This window comes from Deferrivibrio sp. (genome assembly GCF_055117995.1).
The window spans coordinates 41,446-63,490 of record NZ_JBSQOT010000002.1; the positions used below are offsets into that span (position 1 = coordinate 41,446).

Here is a 22,045-nt window from a genome sequence, read left to right on the forward strand (position 1 = left end):
CCAAAAAGGCTTTAGATTTTAAAAATGTACCGATAAGCTTAATTTTTAAGCACATATTTCACCCTATTTTTCCCATCATTTTTAGCCATATACAATGCCCTATCTGCTGACTCAACTATCTCATATAGCTTATCTCCACTTTCAGGAAAACCCGAGATACCCACACTCACCGTAACTTTGAAATCTTTACCCTTGTCAGTAAACAGTGACTTTAACTCAATTGTCTTTCTCAGTCTTTCAGAAAACTCATATGCTGCCCTGATATCAGTTTCAACAAGGCAAATCATATATTCGTCACCACCATATCTTCCTGCAAAGTCCGTTCGCCTACAACTATCCCTGATAATATCGGCAATAAGTCTTATCACCATATTACCATATTTATGCCCGTAACTGTCATTTATTTTTTTCAAATCGTCAGAATCAATCATTATCAGACAAAAAGATTTTTTATATCTCAAAGATCTGTAAAATTCCTCTTCAAGCTTTTTAAAAAATCCTTTCTGGTTTAAGAGTCCGGTCAGCCCATCGGTTATAGACAGCTCTTCAATCTTGATACTCATTTTATTTATCCTGTCTTTTAAATACATAGCAATGTAAAAAACAAATAAATACGTAACAAAATATGCTTTAATAAATCCATTATCAGCCTGACTGCTCAAAAAATAAATATCAAAAAATAAAATCATTATATTCAAGGCTATTACAGCAAAATTAGATGGTATTCTTAAAATTAAAAAAATACCGGAGAGTTGAATCATCAACAGCAGATAAACCAAACTTTTTACAGAAAAAAATGCTATACCAATAAACACATAAAATATTACAATGTGCAGCAAATCATTTATTGTCTGATTTTCAGGCCTATATCGGAGTATAAAAACAGTCAGCAGATAAGCAATATTATAATACAGAAAAGAAACAGATGTCTGACTTGCATCAACAAGAATATTCAGCCCGAGAAAATAAATACCTGTAATCAGACAGATATTATTACTCAAATTATCTAAAAAATTATTTGGAAGCACTTCTTTCATGCTAAAATAATATCACAATTATTTGCCAAAAAAAATACTTATTATCTTGCAAAACATTTTTTGCCGGATTGAACATTCCAAACAACGGCAATTTCAATTGACAAGTGATTTATAGAGACTTAGAATTGCAAAATGTTTGTATTGACAATTTTGCTTGCAGGCTTTTTCGTTGGCTTTCTGGGTGGAATATTGGGTATTGGTGGCGGCTCCATAATGATACCTCTACTTGTTTTATGGTTTAAATATCCTATTCACGTTGCCATAGCCACATCACTAATTACAATTGTAGCTACAAGCTCAAACATTACCGGTTTTAATATCATATCAGGGCTTACCAATATAAGATTTGGTCTTTTTCTTGAAATAACTACGGCTCTTTTTGCAATATTTGGCGGCCTTTTAAGTGTTTCAGTCAATGAAAAGCCAATTATACTTATTTTTTCTGTAATACTGGCACTTATTTCTATGCTCTATTTTTTAAGAAGAAATACAAATGACAGTTATGCCACTGATGAAAATTGCAAAAGTTTTTTTGCTTCAACATACTTTGACGAACTAAGAAAAGACAACATAAATTACCATCCTGTAAAAATATGGTTAACTGCCGCCATATCAGCCTTTGCAGGACTTCTTTCCGGAATGCTCGGTATCGGCGGGGGAGTAGTAAAAGTCCCTGCAATGAATATCCTGGCAAGAATGCCCATTAAAGCCGCTACCGCAACAAGCAATTTTATGATAGGACTTACCGCTGCTGCCGGCTCAATGGTATATTTCAAATCAGGCTATATAGACCCTCTGTTAACTTCTTTGATGGTAATAGGGGTAACTTTTGGTTCAAAAGCAGCTTCCAAAAAGTTTAACAAATTGCAGGACAAAAGGATTAAAACACTATTTATGATATTTTTATTATTTGTAAGTATTCAAATGTTTATAAAAGGAATTAAATAATGGATATCCAGAAAGTTCTCATTGCAAAGGTTTATAAGTTGGGGACAAGGTTAAGTTTTTTTATAATTATTCTTGGCATTCTGGAAATTGTTGTCTTAAATAACAGCACAAAGCCTTCTTCTATGGATATCACTTATTTAATAAATCAGACAATTCATCTAAACCCTTATGCCACCCTTTACATAGGCCTGATATTTCTTATTTTAACCCCTTTTGCTGCGGTAGTTGCAATATCTGTTTTAAGCATTCTAAATAAATCTTACAAAGAATTTTTTTTATCATCAGCAATAATATTGATACTTATACTTGCAATACTATTGGGTATCGGTAGATAAAAATAAAAATCCATTGACTTTTTTATCATGGCAAATATTCTCTGACTGATGAGTCAGTCAGAGAGTACTAAAAATAAAATTTTACAGTCTGCTGTTAAAATTTTTGCCGAAAAAGGTTACTGGAAAACAAAGGTATCTGACATAGTTACAAATGCCGGATTTTCCCAGGGGAGTTTCTATAACTGTTTTTCCAGCAAGGAAGATTGTTTCAAAGAGATTCTTTTATCCACACATAATGAAACAATTCAAAACATAGAGGCTCTTTTACAATCAAATAAGGGCAAAGATAACGTTTCTTCCCTTTTAAAATATCTCAACAGAAGATTCAGAGAAATAAAAGATATTGCTAAAGTGTTTATTTATGAAGCAGTTACATCAAGCCATGAATTAAGAAAAATATACCAATCCTTTAAAACAAAAAATTTTGAAATAGTTTACATGATTTTAAAGGAAACTGATGCTGAGTACGCCTATGAAAAAGCATTTCTTATTAGCGGATTTATAAAAAATATGGTAGAAACACTTATTATTGAAGAAAATGTACCTGTGGAAAAAATAGATTTAATGATTGAGAATATCATCAAAATTATCTGCAAGGAGTCTGTATGAAAAAGATACTCATGTTATTACTCATATCATCCAATATTTTCGCCCTGACAATAGATGAGGCAGTTGAGAGTGCCATCAACAATAACCATTTACTGAAAGCATTAAAGTCTGAAACCAAAAGCAGCCAGTATGAAACAGAAGCAGCAAAGTCACTTAACATGCCCTCCATCTTTTTTGACACATCTTACACGCTTCTTGATGATGAAAAAAAACTTACCGTCCAGATGGCTCCGGGAATATCTACAAGCGTCACACAGGTTAAGGATAACTATTTTGATGCTAACGTAGGGGTTAAGTACAACATTTACTCCGGAGGTGCTATAAGCTCAAATATAAATATAAAAAGGCTACGCGAAAAGGCTACAAATGAAAACTTCCTTGAATTCAAAAACAATCTCATATTTCAGGTTAAAAAAAGTTATGTTGAAACATTGAAACTGATTGCACTCAAAGATATAGCAATCAGCCATTACAACGCACTTGAAAGCCATTATAACGATATCCAGAAATTTTATGCCCAAGGGCTTGTGGCCCAAATAGACCTACTACAGACAAATGTAAAATTGAAAGAGGCAAAACAATACCTGACAAAAATTGAAAGCCAGATTAATGTAGCAAAATCATCTCTCAGTATGTTGATAAGGGATAACATAGATTCGAAGGATATAGAAATAACCGAAATTAAAGTTTTTGACTATGATGACGTTACTTTCAATCTCCAGGATTTATATGAAAAAGCTGTAAACAACAGACCTGTCATAAAACAACTCAACACTGAAATAGCAGCCCTGAAAGAGTCCAAAAACTTAATCAAATCTGACTTTAATCCCAAAATTTATGTAGCAGCCGGATACTCATACAGTAACCAGAATGATGACATCGAACCAAAAGGGGGATTTTTTGGTAAATTGGGTTTAAACTTTGATTTACAGTGGAATAAACCTTCAAAAGAAATAAGTGCGGTCAGCGAAAAGATTATAGCATTAAATCAAAAAAGATTAAATACAATTTTGCAGATTAAATTAGAGGTAAAAGATGCCTTTGAAAATTACATCACAGCCCGGGAAAATCTTAAAGTTGCAAAAACTGCTCTTAAGGAAGCTGAAGAGTATTTTCGCATCGTAAAGCTCAAATACAGCAATTCACTTGCCTCAAATAGCGACGTCCTTGATGCAGAGGCAATGCTCACAAGCGCTCTGAATAATGAGAAAAACGCCTATTATGACCTTATAATCTCATATTATCAGATAGAAAAAACAATTGGAAACAATTTGAGGTGATTAGATGAAAAAACAGGTAAAAATAGCTCTTGTTATACTTGTAATAGGTCTTATAACAGCCATTTTTATTGGTTACAGATGGCTCAACGAACGAAAACTTTATGCTTCAACCGATGCCTTTTTTGTTAAAAGTGACCGATTATCCAATGTTTCGTTTAAAAGAATTTCCGGCAAAATAATAAAGATGAATTTTAAAGAAGGTGAGCCTGTAAATAAAGGGGATATCCTTGCGGAGATTGATGATTCTGATTACAAAACAAACCTTGAAAAAATAAAGCACAGGATAAAATCCCTTGAAGCCGAAAAGAAAGCACTTATTGAAAATAAGGAAAAGACATTAAAGTCCCTTTACATAGAAAAAGATATTAAAAAGAATTATCTTCTATCAATTGAAAAAGAGATAGAAGCATATAGACAAAATATCAATGAAATAGACATTCAGCTTGAACAAACCGGCAGAGATTATCAAAGATACAAAAATCTTAAGGATGAGAAGGCAATTCCTCTTAGAGATTTTGAAGATATATCAACCAAACTTAAATCTTTACAATCTAAAAAGGCCTCTTTAAAAGCAAAACTTGACTCATTAAACGAAACAATAAAAGTTGCGCAAAAAGAGATAGAGCTTGTTGAAACAAAAATGAAAACGGTGTCTGAGCTCACCAATAAAATTGAATCACTCACAGAACAAATCAATGCCCTGAACAAAGACAGAGAAGACATTGAAAGCATGATTGATGACTGTAAGTTAAAATCCCCTTTTGCAGGTATTATTGGACAAAAATTTGCTGAGATAGGCAGTGTTGTAAAGGCGGGTAGCTATATTTATTCCATTGTAGATACAAAAGAACTATATGGTTATGTGCTTATGGAAGAAGAAAAAATAAAAGGTGTAAATCCAGGTGATTTTGCTGAAATTAAGATTGATGCATATCCGGATGAAAAATTTGAAGGTGAAGTTGTTGAAATTTATCCGGCTTCTGCTGCAACATATGCGCTTGTACCAAGGGACATTTCAGCAGGTGAATTTACAAAGGTTTCCCAGAGAATCCCTATAAGAATCAAATTCACATCAGGAAATCTACAACTATTAAGAGTTGGCCTCGGCGGAGAAATAAAAATTAAAAGATAATACTTATGGTAATAAATAACGATAAACCTATTTATGAGCAAATTAGTCTTGTAGGTCGCCTGCTTATTACCTTTATAGTAATGACAGGCACATTTATGGCGATTCTTGACACTACAATTGTGGATGTTGTTGTTCCAAAAATGATGGCTCCCCTAAAGACTGATCTGTATGGTGTGCAATGGGTTATTACATCATACATGGCCTCAGCGGCAACAGCGCTTTTGCTTGTAGAATCCCTTGACAAGGTTCTTGGGCTTAGCAAACTTTTTCTTACCGGAATCATTATCTTTACATTGTCAAGCTACCTTTGCGGAATTTCATCCGATTTATCACAGATGATAATTTTCAGGTGTATGCAGGGAACAGGTGAAGCATTTGTAGTGGCTTCAGCCCAGGCAATTCTTTTTTCCCTTTATCCACCCCACCTTAAAGGGCTTGCTATGGGAATATACGGTATGGGGGTAAGCTTTGCGCCTGCTCTCGGTCCAACTCTTGGTGGATGGCTGACTGAGCATTTGGGCTGGAGGAGTGTTTTCTTTGTTAACCTGCCGATTGGTGCAATGGTAATAGTCCTTGGAATGTTAATTCTACCGTCATATGCTAATATTAAAGAAAAATTTAAATTTAATTTTATCAGTTATTTTTTCATGGCTTCTTTTACAATCTCTCTTTTGATAATGCTTTCAAAAGGGCAGCAAAAGGGGTGGCTACAATCTGATTTCATTGTTTTGCTTCTTATCATATCGGTTATTTCTCTACTTTCGTATATTATTTTCGAGCTTATCAGCAAACACAAGCTTATAGATTTTTCAATATTTAAAATCCCTCAATACAGATATGCCACATTGATATACTTTTTTACTCTTGGACTTTCAATTTATCAGCTATTTTATCTTATCCCCCTTTACTACGAAAATCTGAGACACTTTACCACCCTTCAGACCGGACTTCATATGCTCGGATTTGCCATATTTATTGGATTTACATCACCTATTGCAGGGCTTTTGTCAGATAAAATCAGCGAGCATATTGTACTTATGTTTAATGCTTTTTTATATATAACAACAAGTGTATTTTTGATTCCAAGACTCAACTATTATACCCCTTCCGTTCAGACAATCTTACTTACAATCCCACTGGGATTTTCACTCGGAAGTTTTTTTGCGCCAATAACTACACTTGCCATGAGACATTTAAAGGAAAAGACCAGTCTTGGGGTTGGTCTTTTACACTACCTGAGATTTATGGGTGGCTCTTTTGGGACGGCTATTGCAACTAATACTCTGCAGTCAAAATATAGTTTTCACTTTGAAGAGATAGGCAACATACAAAATCATTCAACTGTTTATCACTATGTTGGCACATTGAAAGAACAACTTTCAAACCTGTTGCCTTCAAACATTCTAGATGTCAAAATCGCCGCACTGTTAGGAAAGGCTGTCTCTGTGCAGTCGCTGAGTCACGCTTTTCAGGATGTTTTTCGTCATGCCGGTTATTTTGGCATTTTTGGACTTTCCTTTTTGACTTTTGTATTTATTCATGAGATAAAGACGAAAAAAGCTCAAAAGGTGGAAGATGCTGACTAAAAGAATTATCCCTTGCCTTGATGTCAAAAATGGGCGTGTAGTAAAGGGTACAAAATTTCTTGACTTAAAGGATGCAGGAGACCCGGTACAGGTTGCTGAGGAGTACAACAGGCAAAAAGCTGATGAGCTAACTTTTCTTGACATAACAGCAAGTCACGAAAACAGAGGCATAATTCTTGATATCGTGGCAGAAACAGCAAAAAAAATTTTTATGCCTCTTACCGTCGGTGGCGGAGTAAGAACCATTGAAGACATCAGAAATCTTCTCAATGCAGGTGCTGACAAGGTATCTATAAATACCGCTGCAGTAAATAATCCTGAATTTGTTAAACAGGCAGCCCGCAAATTCGGCACACAGTGCATAGTGGTGGCGATTGATGCAAAGAAGGTAGCTGAAAATAAATGGGAAGTTTTCACACACGGAGGAAGAAACCCTACCGGGATTGATGCGGTCAAATGGGCTTTAAGGATGCAGGATTATGGTGCTGGGGAGATACTTTTGACTTCAATGGATAAAGATGGTACTAAGGATGGATACGATATAGAGCTTACAAGATGTATTTCAGAGGCTGTGCAGATACCGGTAATTGCTTCAGGTGGTGTGGGTAATTTACAACATATCTTGGATGGCTTGACAAAAGGGAAGGCTGACGCTGCACTTGCTGCAAGTATTTTTCACTTTGGGGAATATACCGTTGGGGAAGTAAAAAAATATCTAAAAGACAACGGTGTAAATGTGAGGTTATAATATGGATTTGTCATTTCTTAAAAATTTGTGTGAAATAATTCATGACAGAAAATTACACCCTTCAGAAGGCTCATATACAGCCAAACTTTTTGAAGGGGGCAACAACAAAATAATAAAAAAGCTTGGTGAAGAAAACGCTGAGTTTATACAGGCTTTTTTGGTTCAATCAAAAGACAGAATTATTTCTGAGGCAGCCGATTACCTTTATCACCTGATTGTGGCTTTGGAATTTAAAGATATCTCTTTTCAGAGTGTAATAGATGAACTTGAAAAAAGACATAAATAAGCTGTTAATTGAAAAAATTCTTGATGAAGCTTATGGATATCTTAAAAATGTAACAATAATCGACTACGTAATCGGAGTTAATTATGTGGCAGTACAAACTGAAACCGGAGTAGGCCTTGCGTACAACTTTCCTGAAACAAAGTCCGATGATTGTTGCATCAACATTACTGAATTGACAGGCTATTCTGGAGCTAAGATTGCAGATTTTATTTACAAAAAAGATTTTCTCCTTAACAGTATCCTTGTAGCTACAATAAATTCTGTATTAAAAAATGGACAGCCTGACAGTACTTCTTTATATGAAAAATTTGACTTTACTGATAAAGTAGTTGGTATGGTAGGAGATTTTAAACCCCTTACAAAAAATATCAGGGATAGAGCAAAAAGACTTGATATTTTCGAGCTTAAAAATATTCCGGGGACAATAAGACCAAGTTTTGCAAAATTTCTCCTGAAAGACACCGATTTTTTTATAATTACAGGCTCAACTTTTGTAAATTTCACAACAGATGACTTTATTCACTTTGTCAATGACAGATGTAAAATTATATTTGTAGGCCCAACTACGCCACTTTCAAAAGCCCTTGCCGAACTGGGCTATATTGCAGGAGCAATGGTTAGTGACGGGGAAGTATGCCTTAACCTCGTTAAAAAAGGTGCAGGGATGCACGCTCTAAAAAACTGCATCACAAAGATGTGGGTAGATAAATCTAATTTTTAATTTTTGCCTTTCTTCTTTCTATAGCCTTTTTCATTCTTTCAAGGATTAATGAAGGTTTTTTTGTCTTAACAAAGTACTCATCGGCATAAAGGGAGGCAAAATTTCTTTTATGCTCTTCATAAGCTGTCAACAAAAATACAGGGATGTCTTCATCAACTTCCCTTATCTCCCTTAACACATCAAGGCCATTTTTTTGGGGCATACTTATATCAAGAAGGATAAGATCAGGTTTGTTATTTTTGAAAACTTCATAACCTTCATTTCCATCTTCTGCAGTCAATACTTCATATCCGTTTTCCACAAGAAAGGTTTTATAAAATTCCCTCACACTATAGTCATCATCAATTATCAACACTTTGTTTTTCATAATTACCCCTTATTACATTTATTCATTCTTTTAAAGGGGCAGCTCCACAGTAACTTTTGTCCCGCTGCTGCCACTTTCCATATAAATATTACCGCCGTGTTTACTTAATATCTCTTTGCAAATAGCAAGCCCAAGCCCGGTCCCGTGGTCTTTGGTGCTAAAAAAAGGCTCAAATACCTTGTTTATAATATCAGGAGGGATTCCTGGCCCGGAATCTTCAACATTTATTATCATCCTGTCCTGACAATGCTTTGAAGATATTTTTAAAACACCACCTTCTTCCATAGCATGGATCGCATTTTCAACAATATTTAACAACACCTGTTTCATTCTTTTTTCATCAACATATATGAATTCATCTTCATTTTCCATATTAAGTTTCACATCAATACTATTGATACTCAATTTTTCCGATACAAGCTCAATTACCTGATTGACAATATTTCCTACTGTTGTATTTACAAAATTTAGTTTAGTCTGCCTTGAATACCCTAAAATATCTGACACAATCCTATCCAGTCTTTCAATTTCCGTATTTACAATATTAAGATAAGTCCTCCCTTTTGAATTGGTGATATATTTTTCAAGTTTTGAAGCAAATCCACCAATTGCAACCAGTGGGTTTTTTATTTCATGCGCCACCGTGGCAGCAAATTTTCCAACCTGAGCAAGACTGTTTGTCTTTGCCATGTTTTCTTTGAAATATTTTATATCTTCCAGAGCAAAATCATACATTTTAAACATTTTGTTAAGCTCAACCGCCAGAGAAATAATTCTCAGATAAAATTTAAACTGTTCATCTACACTTTTATCATAGTATGAAGGCTCAGCTATTACTACCCCTGTTGGACCGTTCTTTGAATAAATATTGCCAACCAGCACATCATTTTTAAAGCATTTTTTAATTTCATCATAATATTCTATGTTTTCATATTCCACATATTGAACTTTATTATAAAAAAGCACATCTGTCAGAATACTTTTACCATCAAGGTGTATTGTGACACCTCTTAAATCTCTATAGCTCTCATCAATCCCCTCACTTATTACATAAAGCACACATCTTAAGCTCATGACAGCTTCGTTAAACAACATAAGACCAATTCTCTTAAATTTACCGGTAGATATAAGCTGGTCGGTAATAAGTCTTAGGCTGTCATCAAGTGTTTTGTTTTCAAGAATCCCAAGAAGAATGTCAGAGCATTTGAAAATATTTTCTGGACAACTTAAGCTAAAATTTTTTAGTTGATATTCAAAAAACTCTGCAAGCAAATCTCCATCTAAATCTTCAGGCATGATATTAAGTCCGAAATACATATCATATATGCCTCTTTTGATGTGTATTTCCCTATGTGCCTTACTTCCGTTTGCGTAACGAAAAACTATCTCTTTATCATCAGTAATTTTTATATCAGCAAACTTTGTTTTAAAGATTTTTTCCGCAAGTATTACATTTTCCATGTCCAATTATAGCATATTTGACAATTTAAAGGGGATAAAAATTAAATATTTGAAATAAATTCTCTAAACTTTCTTATGAATATATACCAGTCATCGGTAGTCCTGCTTTTTACAAAATTCGCTATAAGCTCATCATAAATCTCATATATCTCTTTTAGGTAAAGCGAGCGTTCTACTACCTTATCATAAATTTCTTCACCAATACTTTTAGGGGCAGTAACCCTAACAATTCTTAAAGGGTCTGTCCTGAAAGTAATTTCGTACGAAATATTATCTTTTTTTACCTTTAGAGTCAGTTCGTATACCTTTTTACCATCCTTGAGAGATGCATATATTTCTTTGCAATTATTAAAGTTTTCAGACTCTACCGAAATCTTTTCCTCGCTACCAGCGTCAAAAAGAACTATATGTTTTGAAGCTTCAAAGTAAAAGCTGAAATTTTCCGTATCGACAATATTTTCGCCAAGATAATATTTCCCCAGAAGATATGTAAGAAACTCAGACTCAATAAATGAAATATCTTTTTTATCAGTATAAAGTTTCAATATACGCTCCTAAAAATTATATGGAGATAGTGTCATAAGACTGTCAACAAGTTTTGCATCCATTGTTTTCTTTCTTACATTTTCAACAATATTTTCCCGGTATATCGCTATATCAAAAGCTATTCTGAACAAATTTTCCAATATATCCATTACTTTTGCGCTAAGTATACTTGAATAGATGCACTTTTGTTTCTGATCCAATATTACTTCAATAAGAGATGTGGATGGTAAAGTGCCCTTAAGCAGCTTTGTATTTAGGGCATTTTTGATGAACTCCTTATCCATTTTGGTAAGAAAGTTCTTATTGTTTTCTTCCTGAAACTTTCTCTTCATATTTTCAAATTCAATGTCAAAATACTTTTTGTTTATCTTTTTTTCATCCATTCTGACTGCAAATATATCCATCCCTTCAAAATTGACCTCGGCCACATCAAAACTACTAACAGCTGGAAAGTTGAAAGGTACAAAACCATAATTAACAAGTTTTTCATCATCATAAAGCCTTTCAAAGCTATACTCTTTTAAAATTTCTGCAACTTCACCGGCAGAAAAATTTATATTTTCCTTAAAATATAACCTGAAAAAAGTTAAACTGCCAGAGACAAGCCCCATATCAATCCCAAAAAATAAGGGGGGGGATCCCCCCTTTATTTACCATTTAAAGCAGCATGCGCAGCTGCAAGTCTTGCAACAGGAACCCTGTAAGGTGAGCAGCTCACATAGTTAAGACCTACCTTCTGGCAGAAGTAAATTGATTCAGGGTCTCCACCATGTTCACCGCATATTCCGGTTTTTAAATTTGGTCTTGTTTTTCTACCTTTAGTCACACCCATCTCAACAAGCTGGCCTACACCGGAAACATCTATGGAAACAAATGGGTCTTCTTTATATATCCCCTTATCCACGTAATCGGGCAAAAATTTACCGGAATCATCACGGCTCAGACCAAGAGTAGTCTGTGTAAGGTCATTAGTACCAAATGAGAAAAATTCTGCATATTCAGCAATTTCATCTGCAGTGAGCGCAGCTCTTGGAAGCTCTATCATTGTCCCTACAAGGTATTCTATCTTTTCATTGTATGAGTTCATTACCTCAGTGGCAACAGAGTTAACCATCTCTTTTAATATGGCAAGTTCTTTGTAATGCCCAACAAGAGGTATCATTATTTCAGGAAATACCTTCACCCCTTCTTTTTTGACTTCGCAGGCAGCCTCCATTATCGCATACACCTGCATTTCATATATTTCAGGGTAGGTAATCCCGAGCCTGCACCCTCTATGGCCAAGCATAGGGTTAAACTCTTTTAATTCCTCAGCCTTCTTCTGAAGTTTTTCAAAGGAAACACCTGACGCATCTGCTACTTTCTGTATATCCTCATCGGTATGAGGAATAAATTCATGAAGTGGCGGGTCCAACAACCTGATAGTAACAGGCAGCCCATCCATAGCCTTGAATATACCAATAAAGTCTTCTTTCTGGTAAGGTTTTATCTTTTCAAGAGCCCTTCTTCTGCCTTCTTCGTTTTCTGCAAGAATCATCTCTCTTACGGCATCAATCCTGTCCCCATCAAAAAACATATGCTCGGTTCTACAAAGCCCGATACCTTCAGCCCCAAAATCTCTTGCCACTTTTGAATCGTGGGGGGTATCCGCATTGGTTCTTACACCAAGCGTTCTGAATTCATCAGCCCACTTAAGAATTTCTGCAAATTCACCAGACAATTCAGGCTCCACAAGGGTAACTTTCCCCAATATTACCTCACCTGTACTACCATTTATTGTTATAAAATCACCTTCTTTGACTACATTATCTCCAACTGTAAGAATCTTTTTGTGCTCATCTATTTTAAGCGCACCACAACCTGCAACACAGCATTTACCCATACCTCTGGCAACAACTGCAGCATGGCTTGTCATCCCACCTGTTGCTGTAAGTATCCCTTCTGAAGCGTGCATACCCCCAATATCTTCAGGGGAAGTCTCATTTCTAACAAGAATAACCTTTTCGCCTGCCGCTGCCATTTTCTCAGCATCATCAGCAGTAAAAACAACCTTCCCTACAGCAGCACCGGGAGATGCAGGCAATCCTTTTGCAATTGCGATATATTTTTCTTTCGGGTCAATCATTGGGTGCAGGAGCTGGTCAACCTGCTCAGGTTTGACTCTCAATACTGCTGTTTTCTTATCAATCAAGCCTTCCCTGTACATGTCGTAAGCTATTTTTACCGCTGCCCTTGCAGTCCTCTTGCCACTTCTTGTCTGCAACATGTAAAGTTTTTTCCTTTCAACTGTAAATTCTATATCCTGCATATCCTTATAGTGAGTCTCAAGCTTCTTGTACACTTCCTCAAGCTGGGCAAAAACCTCAGGCATTTCATCCTTTAATTTTGCAATCGGCTCAGGTGTCCTTATACCTGCCACCACGTCTTCCCCCTGAGCATTTATCAAAAATTCACCAAAAAACTCTTTTTCACCTGTAGAAGGATTCCTCGTAAATGCAACACCTGTACCGCAATCATCACCCATATTACCAAAAACCATTGCAACAATATTGACAGCAGTACCCCAGTCATCAGGAATTTTATTGAGCTTTCTGTATGTTTTTGCCCTCTGGTTATCCCATGAGTTAAATACTGCGTTAATAGCAAGTTTAAGCTGCTCTGTAGTATCCTGTGGGAAAGGCTTACCTGTTTCATCCTCAACAATCTTTAAATATTCCTTTACCAGTTTTTTCATATCTTCAGCATCAAGCTGAGTATCACTTTCAACCTTTTTATCTTCTTTCATCTTTTTTAATACTTTTTCAAACTTGTGATGTTCGACACCAAGAACAACATCACCAAACATCTGAATAAATCTTCTGTATGAGTCATAAGCAAACCTTTCATTACCAGAAGCATTAGCAAGCCCTTTTACAGTTTCATTGTTAAGCCCAAGATTAAGCACAGTATCCATCATACCTGGCATAGAAACCCTGGCACCACTTCTTACGGATACCAATAGAGGATTTTCTGTATTTCCAAATTTTTTACCCACGGCATCCTCAAGTTTTTTCATTGCTTCAAGTGTTTGCTCCCACATCCCTTCAGGATAGTCATGATTTTTTTGATACTCAATACAAGCCTCTGTTGTGATGGTAAATCCTGGTGGCACTGGTATTCCGAGATTCGTCATCTCAGCAAGGCCAGCCCCTTTGCCCCCCAATAGATTTTTGTCCTTACCATCTCCCTCAGCACTACCGTTACCAAAAAAATATACAAATTTTTTAGCTGACATCAGCTACCCCCTTTAGTTATTAATACTAATTTATCTTATCAAACTTTAATAACTTATCAAAAGTACCTTTTAACGATGCAAGCAGCCCAAGCCTGTTATTTTTTATCTTTTCATCCTTATCCATCACCATCACATTGTCAAAGAAAGTATCAATGACATTTCTCATTTTTAAAAGTTCTACGATGGCGCCATCAAAATCCTCTTTATCTATAAGCAATTTTAAGCTACCTGAAACATTTTCAAGGGATTTGGCAAGTTTGGCTTCATGCTCTGTTGCAAAAAGATTGGTGTCAAAATCTTCGTTTACATGGTCAGCTTTCTTTAGAATATTTGAAATCCTTTTATAGCTTGCAGCTACTGTCATAAAATCTTCGGAATTTCTTTTTGGTGTAATCTCCTTTGCTGCCTTTTCTACCATCAAAATATCAGAGTAGTTATCAACAACAGACTCAAATATTTCCGCATCAACCCCTTCAGAAACAAGAATCTGTTTAAATCTCTGCATTATAAATTCATAAACCTTCTCTGTCACATCATTTATATCAAATTTCGCCTTTTCAGTGAGATTGCCAAGTGAGTATTTAATTAACTCCCTGATATTAATTCTCAGCTTTCTGTCCCTTATAATGTTCAAAATACCAATTGCATTTCTTCTAAGCGCATATGGGTCATTGTTCCCTGTGGGGATCAGTCCTATCGAAAAGCAGCCACAAATTGTATCAATCTTGTCTGCTATCGAAACAACAGCACCTTCAAATGTTGACGGAAGATTGTCTCCTGCAAACCTTGGCATATAATGCTCATTAATTGCAAGAGCAACAGACTCTTCTTCCCCCTGAAGTCTTGCATAAATCATCCCCATATAACCCTGCAACTCAGGGAATTCGTAAACCATCTCTGTCATCAAGTCTGCCTTGCAAAGCAAACATGTCCGTCTGACAGTATCAAGTCTTGTTTTATCAAAATCATTTGCCAACTTCTCAGCAATTTTAGTAAATCTTTCCACTTTTTCCCAGGAAGTACCAAGTTTTTCTTGATACACAACCTTTTTTAGCGCTTCGGCCCTTTTCTCAAGATGAATATTTTTATCATTTTCATAAAAAAACATGGCATCAGTCAGTCTTGCCCTTAAAACTCTTTCATAGCCATTTCTCACATTTTCATTTACAGGTCTGGTATTGGAAATACCTATAAAATAATTTAAGATATTCCCCTTCTTGTCTTCCACATAAAAATATTTCTGGTGAACTTTCATTGAAGTTACAAGCACTTCTTTGGGCAATTTGAGAAACTCTTCAGAAAAACTGCCGATAACAGCATACGGATACTCTACCAAGTTTGAAACCGTATCAAGCAAATCCTCATCGACCGGGATTGAAAATCCTCCTTCCTTTTCTACTTCTTTCAACTGCTTTAATATTTCACTCTTTCGCTCCTCAAATGAAACTATAACATTTCTCTCTTTGAGACCGTTTATATAACCACTAAAACTATCCACCTCAAACCCTTCTTTACCCATAAACCTGTGGCCATATGTCATATTGGAAGCAACAATGCCGTCTATTTCAAAAGAAAAAGGTTTTCCGTCAAAGACAGACAAAAACCAGTGTATCGGTCTTGCAAATCTGATATTTTTATCTCCCCACCTCATAGATTTCTTAAAAGGTATATTGAGGATAACATCTTTAATATTGTTTATTATAAACTCAGTAACCTGAATCCCTTTTATTTTTTTAATCCCTTGCAGATACTCACCTTTTTCAGTAGTGATTTTAGACAAATTGCTTTCATCTATCCCTTTGGATTTTGCAAACCCGATTGCTACTTTTGTCAGATTGCCATCTTTATCAAAAGCTATTGATGCAGGCGGTCCAATTACAATCTCTTCCCTATCATTCTGCATTTCCGGCAAGCCTTCTATGTATAAAAAAAGTCTTCTTGGGGTGCCGTTTGCAATAATCTTATCAAAATTTATATTGTTTTGCTTGAATAGTTTCTCAAATTCATCCCTCAAAAAGGTATAGGCCGGATTTATAAGACCAGCAGGAATCTCTTCAGTTCCAATTTCCAAAAGAAAAAACGACATATCGCCTCCAAAAGCATCTTTAATAGGATTTAATCGGGCAAAACCTCAGCATAAGCCCGTGAATATTGCTGAAGAGTTATAAACCCAAGAGCATATATTTTCAAGGGAAAGTTTACAGTTTTCATATATTAAGTTCAACACAAAAAAGGCCGACAATTTATTCTGCAGGCCTTTAATGTTTACACAAAACTGTATTTTAGACTCTTTTCAAGCTCTTTTACTTTATCAATATTTTTCAGCAAAATCCCAAGGCTGTCATATTCCCCGTCAAGAAGCGCCTTTTTTGTAGAAGGCTTAATTTCACATTTGTAATTTTTGCCAGCCAACCTTACGTTTTCAGCTTCAATATCTATCTCCAAAACTGTCTCAGGAGCACTCTTTACAATTTCTGCCAATTCATTAATGTCACTTCTTGACATAGTCACACAGACAAGGCCAAGCGTTGTGGAGTTGCCATAAAATATTTCGGCAAAACTTTCCGCAATAATAGCAGAAAAACCGGCTCTTTTAATAGATTGTGGAGCGTGTTCCCTCGATGAGCCACACCCGAAATTGTTGCCGGAAATAATAATAGAGGCGTCTTTATATTTCGGGTCGTTCATTGGATGATTTGTGGGCTTTCCATTTGCGTCAAACCTTTCATCATAAAAAGCAAACTCACCAATACCGTCAAAAGTCACACATTTTAAATATCTTGCCGGAATTATTCTGTCCGTATCTATATCATCACCTAAAATAGGAACTGCTTTACCTGTCACTTTCTTTATAGGATTTATAGACATCTTTTCCCCCTTATTTTATATCAAAAACTTCTCTTAAATCACTAATTTCCCCTGTTACTGCAGCTGCAGCAACCATTGCCGGACTCATGAGAATAGTCCTTCCGGATGATGATCCCTGCCTACCCTTAAAGTTTCTGTTTGAAGTGGAAGCACAAATCTGATCACCAATGAGCTTATCTGGATTCATGGCAAGACACATAGAGCAACCGGGATTTCTCCACTCAAAACCTGCTTCAATAAAAATTTTATCAAGCCCCTCAGCTTCAGCTTTTGCTTTCACGGTAGCAGAGCCAGGCACAGCAAGCGCCTTTACGTGTTTTGCCACCTTTTTGCCTTCAAGATATTTTGCCGCTTCTCTCAAATCTTCAATCCTGCCGTTTGTGCAGCTCCCGATAAAGGCCACATCAATTTTTGTCCCTTTTATAGATGTTCCTGGAGTAAACTTCATATATTCATAAGCTTCTTGAAATGATGGATTGTTATTTTCGGGCAATTTTTCAGATATTCCGATTGCCTGCTCAGGGTTAATCCCCCAGGTCACCATAGGTTCAATATCTTCTGCATTAAAAACAACCACATCATCATATTCAGCATCTTTGTCAGACTTTATGCTCTCCCAATAAGCCACCATTTCATCCCATCTGTCACTTTTTGGCGCATATTTTTTACCTTTCAAATATTCATAGGTCTTTTCATCAGGATTTATATAGCCAACCCTTGCGCCACCTTCTATTGCCATATTACAGATAGTCATCCGCCCTTCCATCGACAGCCCTTCTATTGTACTACCTGCAAATTCGTAAGCATAGCCTATACCGCCATTTACACCCAATTTTCTAATAAGATACAAAATAACATCTTTTGCATAAACACCTGGCCTAAGATTTCCATTAACCTCAACTCGTCTAACTTTAAACGTATTCAGTGCCATGGTCTGGGTTGCCAAAACGTCTCTCACCTGGCTTGTACCTATTCCAAATGCAATCGCACCAAATGCCCCATGGGTTGCCGTATGAGAGTCTCCACAGGCTACGGTAATCCCTGGTTGTGTCAGCCCAAGCTCAGGCCCTACAATATGAACAACCCCCTGATAACCTGATTCGGGACCAAAAAATGTTATGCCATGCTCTTTTGTGTTTTTTTCCAGAGCCTGCATCATCTCCTCAGCAAGTGGATCCTGAAAAGGCCTTTTTGTATCATCTGTCGGAATAATATGATCACAGGTAGCAAATGTCCGATCAGGAAAGGCCACTTTTAAACCCATTTCTTTTATCATTGCAAAGGCCTGCGGGCTTGTTACCTCGTGAATAAGATGAAGACCTATAAACAATTGCACCCTCCCTCCAGGGAGATCTGCGACCTTGTGCAAATCCCATACTTTTTGAAAAAGATTTTTACCCATCAAAAACTCCTAACATTTTATTATTTCGGTATAAGTGATATAATATAAAAAAATAAAATTTTAAAGAAAAAAGTTTAATTTAATTAAATATTTTTAAGTAAAACAAAAAAGCCCGTCTTAAAAGACGGGCTGTAAAGTTAAAATCAGTTTGCTGCCTTTCTGGCAGTCTCAAGCCACAAGTTCCACTTTTCCTTATTCTTGGCAATCCACTCATCGACATGTCTGGCAATATCTTCTTCAGACTTTTCCCCTTCATACATTTTTGTATTTTGCTCGTTAATATCTTCAAGGGGTAGAGAAAATACACTAAAAAATGCTTTAATAGCGGGATTCTTTTTCATAAATTTGTGATTAGCTACGATATTAATGTCACTTACCACAAAACCAGCCTTTAGAGGATCCGTAACCGCCCCTTTTACTCCACTGACTGTCATTCTGTCTTCAGCAGCTTTCTGAGACGATCTTGGTATTATTTTGGGAACATTTATCCACATAACATCTTCACCAGGCTTTAATTTAAAGATTGTCCAGTTGGGAGCCCATGTATAAAAGAAAATAGGTTCCCCTTTTTTATGCTTTGCCATAGCTTCTGCCATACTTGCCGCATAGGACGCTTTTATTAGATTTATGTGTTCTTTCAACCCATAAACATCCATATGATGATCTATAACCAGGGCGCAACCCCATCCGGGAGGACAAGCTACCAAATCAGCCTTTCCATCACCATTGGAATCAAAAGCCTTTTTGACCTCAGGTCTTTTGAAATCATCAAGTGAAACTATATTATACTTTTGGACAGCACTTTTTGAAACAAGGTACCCCTGAAGTCCACCAGCCTTCACAACTGTCCCATAAATCCCTGCTTTTTCTTTAAAGTTTTTTGGAGTTTGCCCCCAATGATTTGGAAACCATCCATTAGCCCAGTAATCTACATCTCCGAGAGCAACAGATTTATAAAACAGTGCATTTTGCAGCTCTTTAGGTTTTTTGACATTGTAACCCAATTCTTCAAGTGCCCTTCTTATTAAAGCCTCTTGAAAATATCCGGTATCCCATGTCGCCCTTGCCGGCTTCACTGTAATACCTTTTCCCGGATACTTTTCATAAGCAAATACCGGCAGACATAAAATAGCCACCAAAATAGTCGTCAAAATAGTTTTTTTCATCTCATCCTCCTTGTTATTTTTTTTTGCTTATATTTTGACTTACTCTGTCAAGCACAATTGCCAACAGAACAATACTAATGCCCCCTATAAAAGCAAGTCCTATATCAAGATTGTTCAAACCCTGAAAAACCGGTTCACCAAGTCCGCCAGAACCGATTAGTGCTGCAATTACTACCATCGATAGTGCCATCATAATTGTTTGATTCAGCCCTGCCATAATTGTAGGCAACGCTTGAGGAATCTGCACTTTTACTAATAGTTGCCAGCTTGTTGCACCAAAAGCTATACCGGCCTCAACAAGCTCTTTATCCACCTGCCTTATACCAAGGCTAGTTAATCTAACGATAGGCGGCAGTGCAAAAACTATTGTAGCTATAACTCCTGATACCGTGCCAATACTAAAAAGCATTACAACGGGTATCAGGTATACGAAAGCCGGAGTTGTCTGCATTGCATCAAGTACTGGTTTTAACATATTTTCAAATTTATCACTTTTACCGGAAATAATACCAAGAGGAATGCCAACAATTACACAAAACAAAACAGAAGCCGTTATCATTGCCAAAGTAGTCATAGCTTCACTCCAAAGCCCAAGCAAACCTATAAAAATTAGAGAGATAGTTGTAAAAACAGAAAGCTTCTTCCCTGAGATTTTTAGTGTAACCAGTGCAAATAAAATTATCATAACAACAGGATTAACCACGTTAAAAAGCCAGTCCAACCCCTCAAGTGTTTTTTCGATTGGCAACTTTATTGTCTGAAAAACTTCTCTGTAATTTTCTACTACATAGTCAATCCCGTTTTGCACCCATTTATCAAGAGGTATCACTTTTTTATCAAACATTTTCCGCCCCCATTTCAACTTTGCTTGAATACAATGATTTCAGAAAAGAATTCCTTGAAATAACCCCTTTAAACCTGTTTTCATCATCAACTACTGGTATAGGGATATTAGTTTTAGTTATAAGCTCCAGTATATTCTGCATAGGCTCATTTATATTAACAGGCTCAATCTTTTCAAGGATAGCATCCAACAAGTTAGTATCACCTTCTCTGTCCATCTCCTCTTTCAACCTATCAGCACTTATTACTCCTACAAACCTTCTTTCTTTGTCCAGCACATATCCATAATCTTTATCATAGCTGATAAGCCTTTGTAGCGCCACTCTGGGGCCATCCCCCGGGTGTCTTATTATGGTAACATGAGTGTCCTTTCTTATTAAATCTCCCGCCGTCAATATACTTGTAGGATCTACCCCTTTAAAAAATGCTCTAACATAATCATTGGCTGGATTTTTCAAAATCTCCTCAGCGGTCCCAATCTGTACAATTTTCCCCCCTTCCATTATAGCTATTCTGTCACCTAATTTAATAGCTTCGTCCAGGTCGTGGGAAATAAAAACTATTGTCCGTTTATGCTTTGCCTGCAATTCCAATAATTCATCCTGCATTTCACTTCTGATTAGTGGGTCAAGAGCTGAAAAAGCTTCATCCATCAAAAGTATCTGAGGATCAACAGCCAGAGCTCTTGCAAGTCCAACCCTTTGCCTCATACCTCCTGACAATTCATCAGGCATGCTGTTGGCATATTGAGCAAGGCCAACCTGTTCAAGAGCTTTGAGCCCTCTTTCATATCTTTTGTTTTTTTCAATTTTAGATAACTCCAGACCAAAACACACATTGTCTATAACATTTAGATGAGGCAAGAGCGCAAAAGACTGAAATACCATGCTCATTTCACTTCTTCTCATATTTATAAGCTCTCTATCACTCAGCTTTGTAATATCTTTGCCGTTTATTATTACTTCCCCACTCGTGGGCTTGATAAGTCTATTAAGCATTCTCACAAGCGTTGATTTTCCTGAACCGGATAAGCCCATAACAACAAAAATCTCCCCTTCATTAATTGAAAATGAAGCATCCTGAACTCCCACATTATTCCCTGTCCTTTTAAAAATTTCATCCTTTGAAAGGCCTTGATTTAAAAGCTTCATAGCCTTTTCCGGAGTAGGACCAAAAATTTTGAATAAATTATTCACAACTATTTTTTGACTTTGACTCATTAACCCTCCAATTATGAGATATTAATTTTTTGGCTCTAACTTGAACTTTTTAGAAGAGATACAACGATTACTTACCTCTAACATAACAATCAACCATAACATATATATCACATTTGTCAAGTTTGCCACCCGAGACAAACCTTTTTGAAAAAGAGTCAGACACATTTTGCCGGCAACATTCGCATTAAAATATTTCAATATCTTGATTTTTCTGCT

The 22,045-nt window shown here is 36.2% G+C and carries 21 protein-coding genes; 9 read left to right on the plus strand and 12 right to left on the minus strand.

The features are described from left to right. Nucleotides 1-38: 38 nt before the first annotated feature. Entirely contained in the window at nucleotides 39-1,037 is a 999-nt protein-coding gene (locus ACTCAF_RS01070) for a GGDEF domain-containing protein (protein ID WP_463061452.1), read from the minus strand. Between the two features lie 132 nt (nucleotides 1,038-1,169). Here ACTCAF_RS01070 and ACTCAF_RS01075 point away from each other — a divergent pair, with 132 nt between their 5' ends. The 9 genes from ACTCAF_RS01075 to ACTCAF_RS01115 are packed head-to-tail and all read left to right on the plus strand — an operon-like array spanning nucleotide 1,170 to nucleotide 8,682. Further along, complete coding sequence (locus tag ACTCAF_RS01075) at nucleotides 1,170-1,985, plus strand: sulfite exporter TauE/SafE family protein (RefSeq protein WP_463061453.1); 816 nt, start codon at nucleotides 1,170-1,172, stop codon at nucleotides 1,983-1,985. Further along, nucleotides 1,985-2,320: a DUF1634 domain-containing protein gene (locus ACTCAF_RS01080; RefSeq protein ID WP_463061454.1), complete on the plus strand. Its 336-nt coding sequence runs from the start codon at nucleotides 1,985-1,987 to the stop codon at nucleotides 2,318-2,320. The genes ACTCAF_RS01075 and ACTCAF_RS01080 overlap by 1 nt, the downstream gene beginning before the upstream one ends. Before the next feature lie 48 nt (nucleotides 2,321-2,368). Further along, the gene (locus tag ACTCAF_RS01085) at nucleotides 2,369-2,929 is read left to right on the plus strand and encodes a TetR/AcrR family transcriptional regulator (protein ID WP_463061455.1); all 561 of its coding nucleotides are present in this window, start codon (nucleotides 2,369-2,371) and stop codon (nucleotides 2,927-2,929) included. Next, nucleotides 2,926-4,209, plus strand: coding sequence for a TolC family protein (locus ACTCAF_RS01090; protein WP_463061456.1), 1,284 nt, complete (start codon nucleotides 2,926-2,928; stop codon nucleotides 4,207-4,209). Before ACTCAF_RS01085 ends, ACTCAF_RS01090 begins: the two co-directional genes overlap by 4 nt. A 4-nt stretch (nucleotides 4,210-4,213) precedes the next feature. Continuing rightward, nucleotides 4,214-5,341: an HlyD family secretion protein gene (locus ACTCAF_RS01095; protein ID WP_463061457.1), complete on the plus strand. Its 1,128-nt coding sequence runs from the start codon at nucleotides 4,214-4,216 to the stop codon at nucleotides 5,339-5,341. Nucleotides 5,342-5,346: 5 nt separating this feature from the next. Further along, nucleotides 5,347-6,927 carry a DHA2 family efflux MFS transporter permease subunit gene (locus ACTCAF_RS01100; protein WP_463061458.1) on the plus strand — a complete coding sequence of 527 codons (1,581 nt, stop codon included), beginning with the start codon at nucleotides 5,347-5,349 and terminating at the stop codon, nucleotides 6,925-6,927. Then, nucleotides 6,917-7,675: an imidazole glycerol phosphate synthase subunit HisF gene (gene hisF / locus ACTCAF_RS01105; protein ID WP_463061459.1), complete on the plus strand. Its 759-nt coding sequence runs from the start codon at nucleotides 6,917-6,919 to the stop codon at nucleotides 7,673-7,675. Before ACTCAF_RS01100 ends, hisF begins: the two co-directional genes overlap by 11 nt. A gap of 1 nt (nucleotide 7,676) precedes the next feature. Then, on the plus strand, nucleotides 7,677-7,961 hold the full coding sequence (gene hisE, locus ACTCAF_RS01110) for a phosphoribosyl-ATP diphosphatase (protein ID WP_463061460.1): 285 nt from the start codon (nucleotides 7,677-7,679) through the stop codon (nucleotides 7,959-7,961). Beyond that, complete coding sequence (locus tag ACTCAF_RS01115) at nucleotides 7,936-8,682, plus strand: Rossmann-like domain-containing protein (protein WP_463061461.1); 747 nt, start codon at nucleotides 7,936-7,938, stop codon at nucleotides 8,680-8,682. The genes hisE and ACTCAF_RS01115 overlap by 26 nt, the downstream gene beginning before the upstream one ends. Here ACTCAF_RS01115 and ACTCAF_RS01120 read toward each other — a convergent pair. The 11 genes from ACTCAF_RS01120 to proV form a co-directional block, all read right to left on the minus strand. Next, complete coding sequence (locus tag ACTCAF_RS01120; RefSeq protein WP_463061462.1) at nucleotides 8,672-9,049, minus strand: response regulator; 378 nt, start codon at nucleotides 9,047-9,049, stop codon at nucleotides 8,672-8,674. The two genes, ACTCAF_RS01115 and ACTCAF_RS01120, sit on opposite strands and share 11 nt — an antisense overlap. 30 nt (nucleotides 9,050-9,079) lie before the next feature. Beyond that, complete coding sequence (locus ACTCAF_RS01125; protein ID WP_463061463.1) at nucleotides 9,080-10,510, minus strand: two-component system sensor histidine kinase NtrB; 1,431 nt, start codon at nucleotides 10,508-10,510, stop codon at nucleotides 9,080-9,082. A gap of 41 nt (nucleotides 10,511-10,551) precedes the next feature. After that, nucleotides 10,552-11,055, minus strand: coding sequence for a hypothetical protein (locus tag ACTCAF_RS01130; RefSeq protein WP_463061464.1), 504 nt, complete (start codon nucleotides 11,053-11,055; stop codon nucleotides 10,552-10,554). A 9-nt stretch (nucleotides 11,056-11,064) separates the two neighbouring features. After that, nucleotides 11,065-11,667 carry a recombination-associated protein RdgC gene (locus ACTCAF_RS01135; RefSeq protein ID WP_463061465.1) on the minus strand — a complete coding sequence of 201 codons (603 nt, stop codon included), beginning with the start codon at nucleotides 11,665-11,667 and terminating at the stop codon, nucleotides 11,065-11,067. Between the two features lie 35 nt (nucleotides 11,668-11,702). Continuing rightward, nucleotides 11,703-14,330, minus strand: coding sequence for a pyruvate, phosphate dikinase (gene ppdK, locus ACTCAF_RS01140; RefSeq protein ID WP_463061466.1), 2,628 nt, complete (start codon nucleotides 14,328-14,330; stop codon nucleotides 11,703-11,705). Nucleotides 14,331-14,355: 25 nt separating this feature from the next. Next, entirely contained in the window at nucleotides 14,356-16,416 is a 2,061-nt protein-coding gene (gene glyS / locus ACTCAF_RS01145; protein WP_463061467.1) for a glycine--tRNA ligase subunit beta, read from the minus strand. A 179-nt stretch (nucleotides 16,417-16,595) separates the two neighbouring features. Then, a complete protein-coding gene (gene leuD, locus ACTCAF_RS01150; protein ID WP_463061468.1) occupies nucleotides 16,596-17,198 on the minus strand; it encodes a 3-isopropylmalate dehydratase small subunit in 603 nt (200 codons plus the stop codon). A gap of 10 nt (nucleotides 17,199-17,208) precedes the next feature. Continuing rightward, nucleotides 17,209-18,600 (minus strand): 3-isopropylmalate dehydratase large subunit, encoded by a 1,392-nt coding sequence (gene leuC / locus ACTCAF_RS01155; RefSeq protein ID WP_463061469.1) that lies wholly within the window; start codon nucleotides 18,598-18,600, stop codon nucleotides 17,209-17,211. 143 nt (nucleotides 18,601-18,743) lie between these two features. Beyond that, a complete protein-coding gene (gene proX, locus ACTCAF_RS01160) occupies nucleotides 18,744-19,766 on the minus strand; it encodes a glycine betaine/L-proline ABC transporter substrate-binding protein ProX (RefSeq protein WP_463061470.1) in 1,023 nt (340 codons plus the stop codon). A gap of 13 nt (nucleotides 19,767-19,779) precedes the next feature. After that, on the minus strand, nucleotides 19,780-20,610 hold the full coding sequence (locus ACTCAF_RS01165; RefSeq protein WP_463061471.1) for an ABC transporter permease: 831 nt from the start codon (nucleotides 20,608-20,610) through the stop codon (nucleotides 19,780-19,782). Beyond that, nucleotides 20,603-21,829: a glycine betaine/L-proline ABC transporter ATP-binding protein ProV gene (gene proV, locus ACTCAF_RS01170; protein WP_463061472.1), complete on the minus strand. Its 1,227-nt coding sequence runs from the start codon at nucleotides 21,827-21,829 to the stop codon at nucleotides 20,603-20,605. Before proV ends, ACTCAF_RS01165 begins: the two co-directional genes overlap by 8 nt. Nucleotides 21,830-22,045 lie beyond the last annotated feature (216 nt).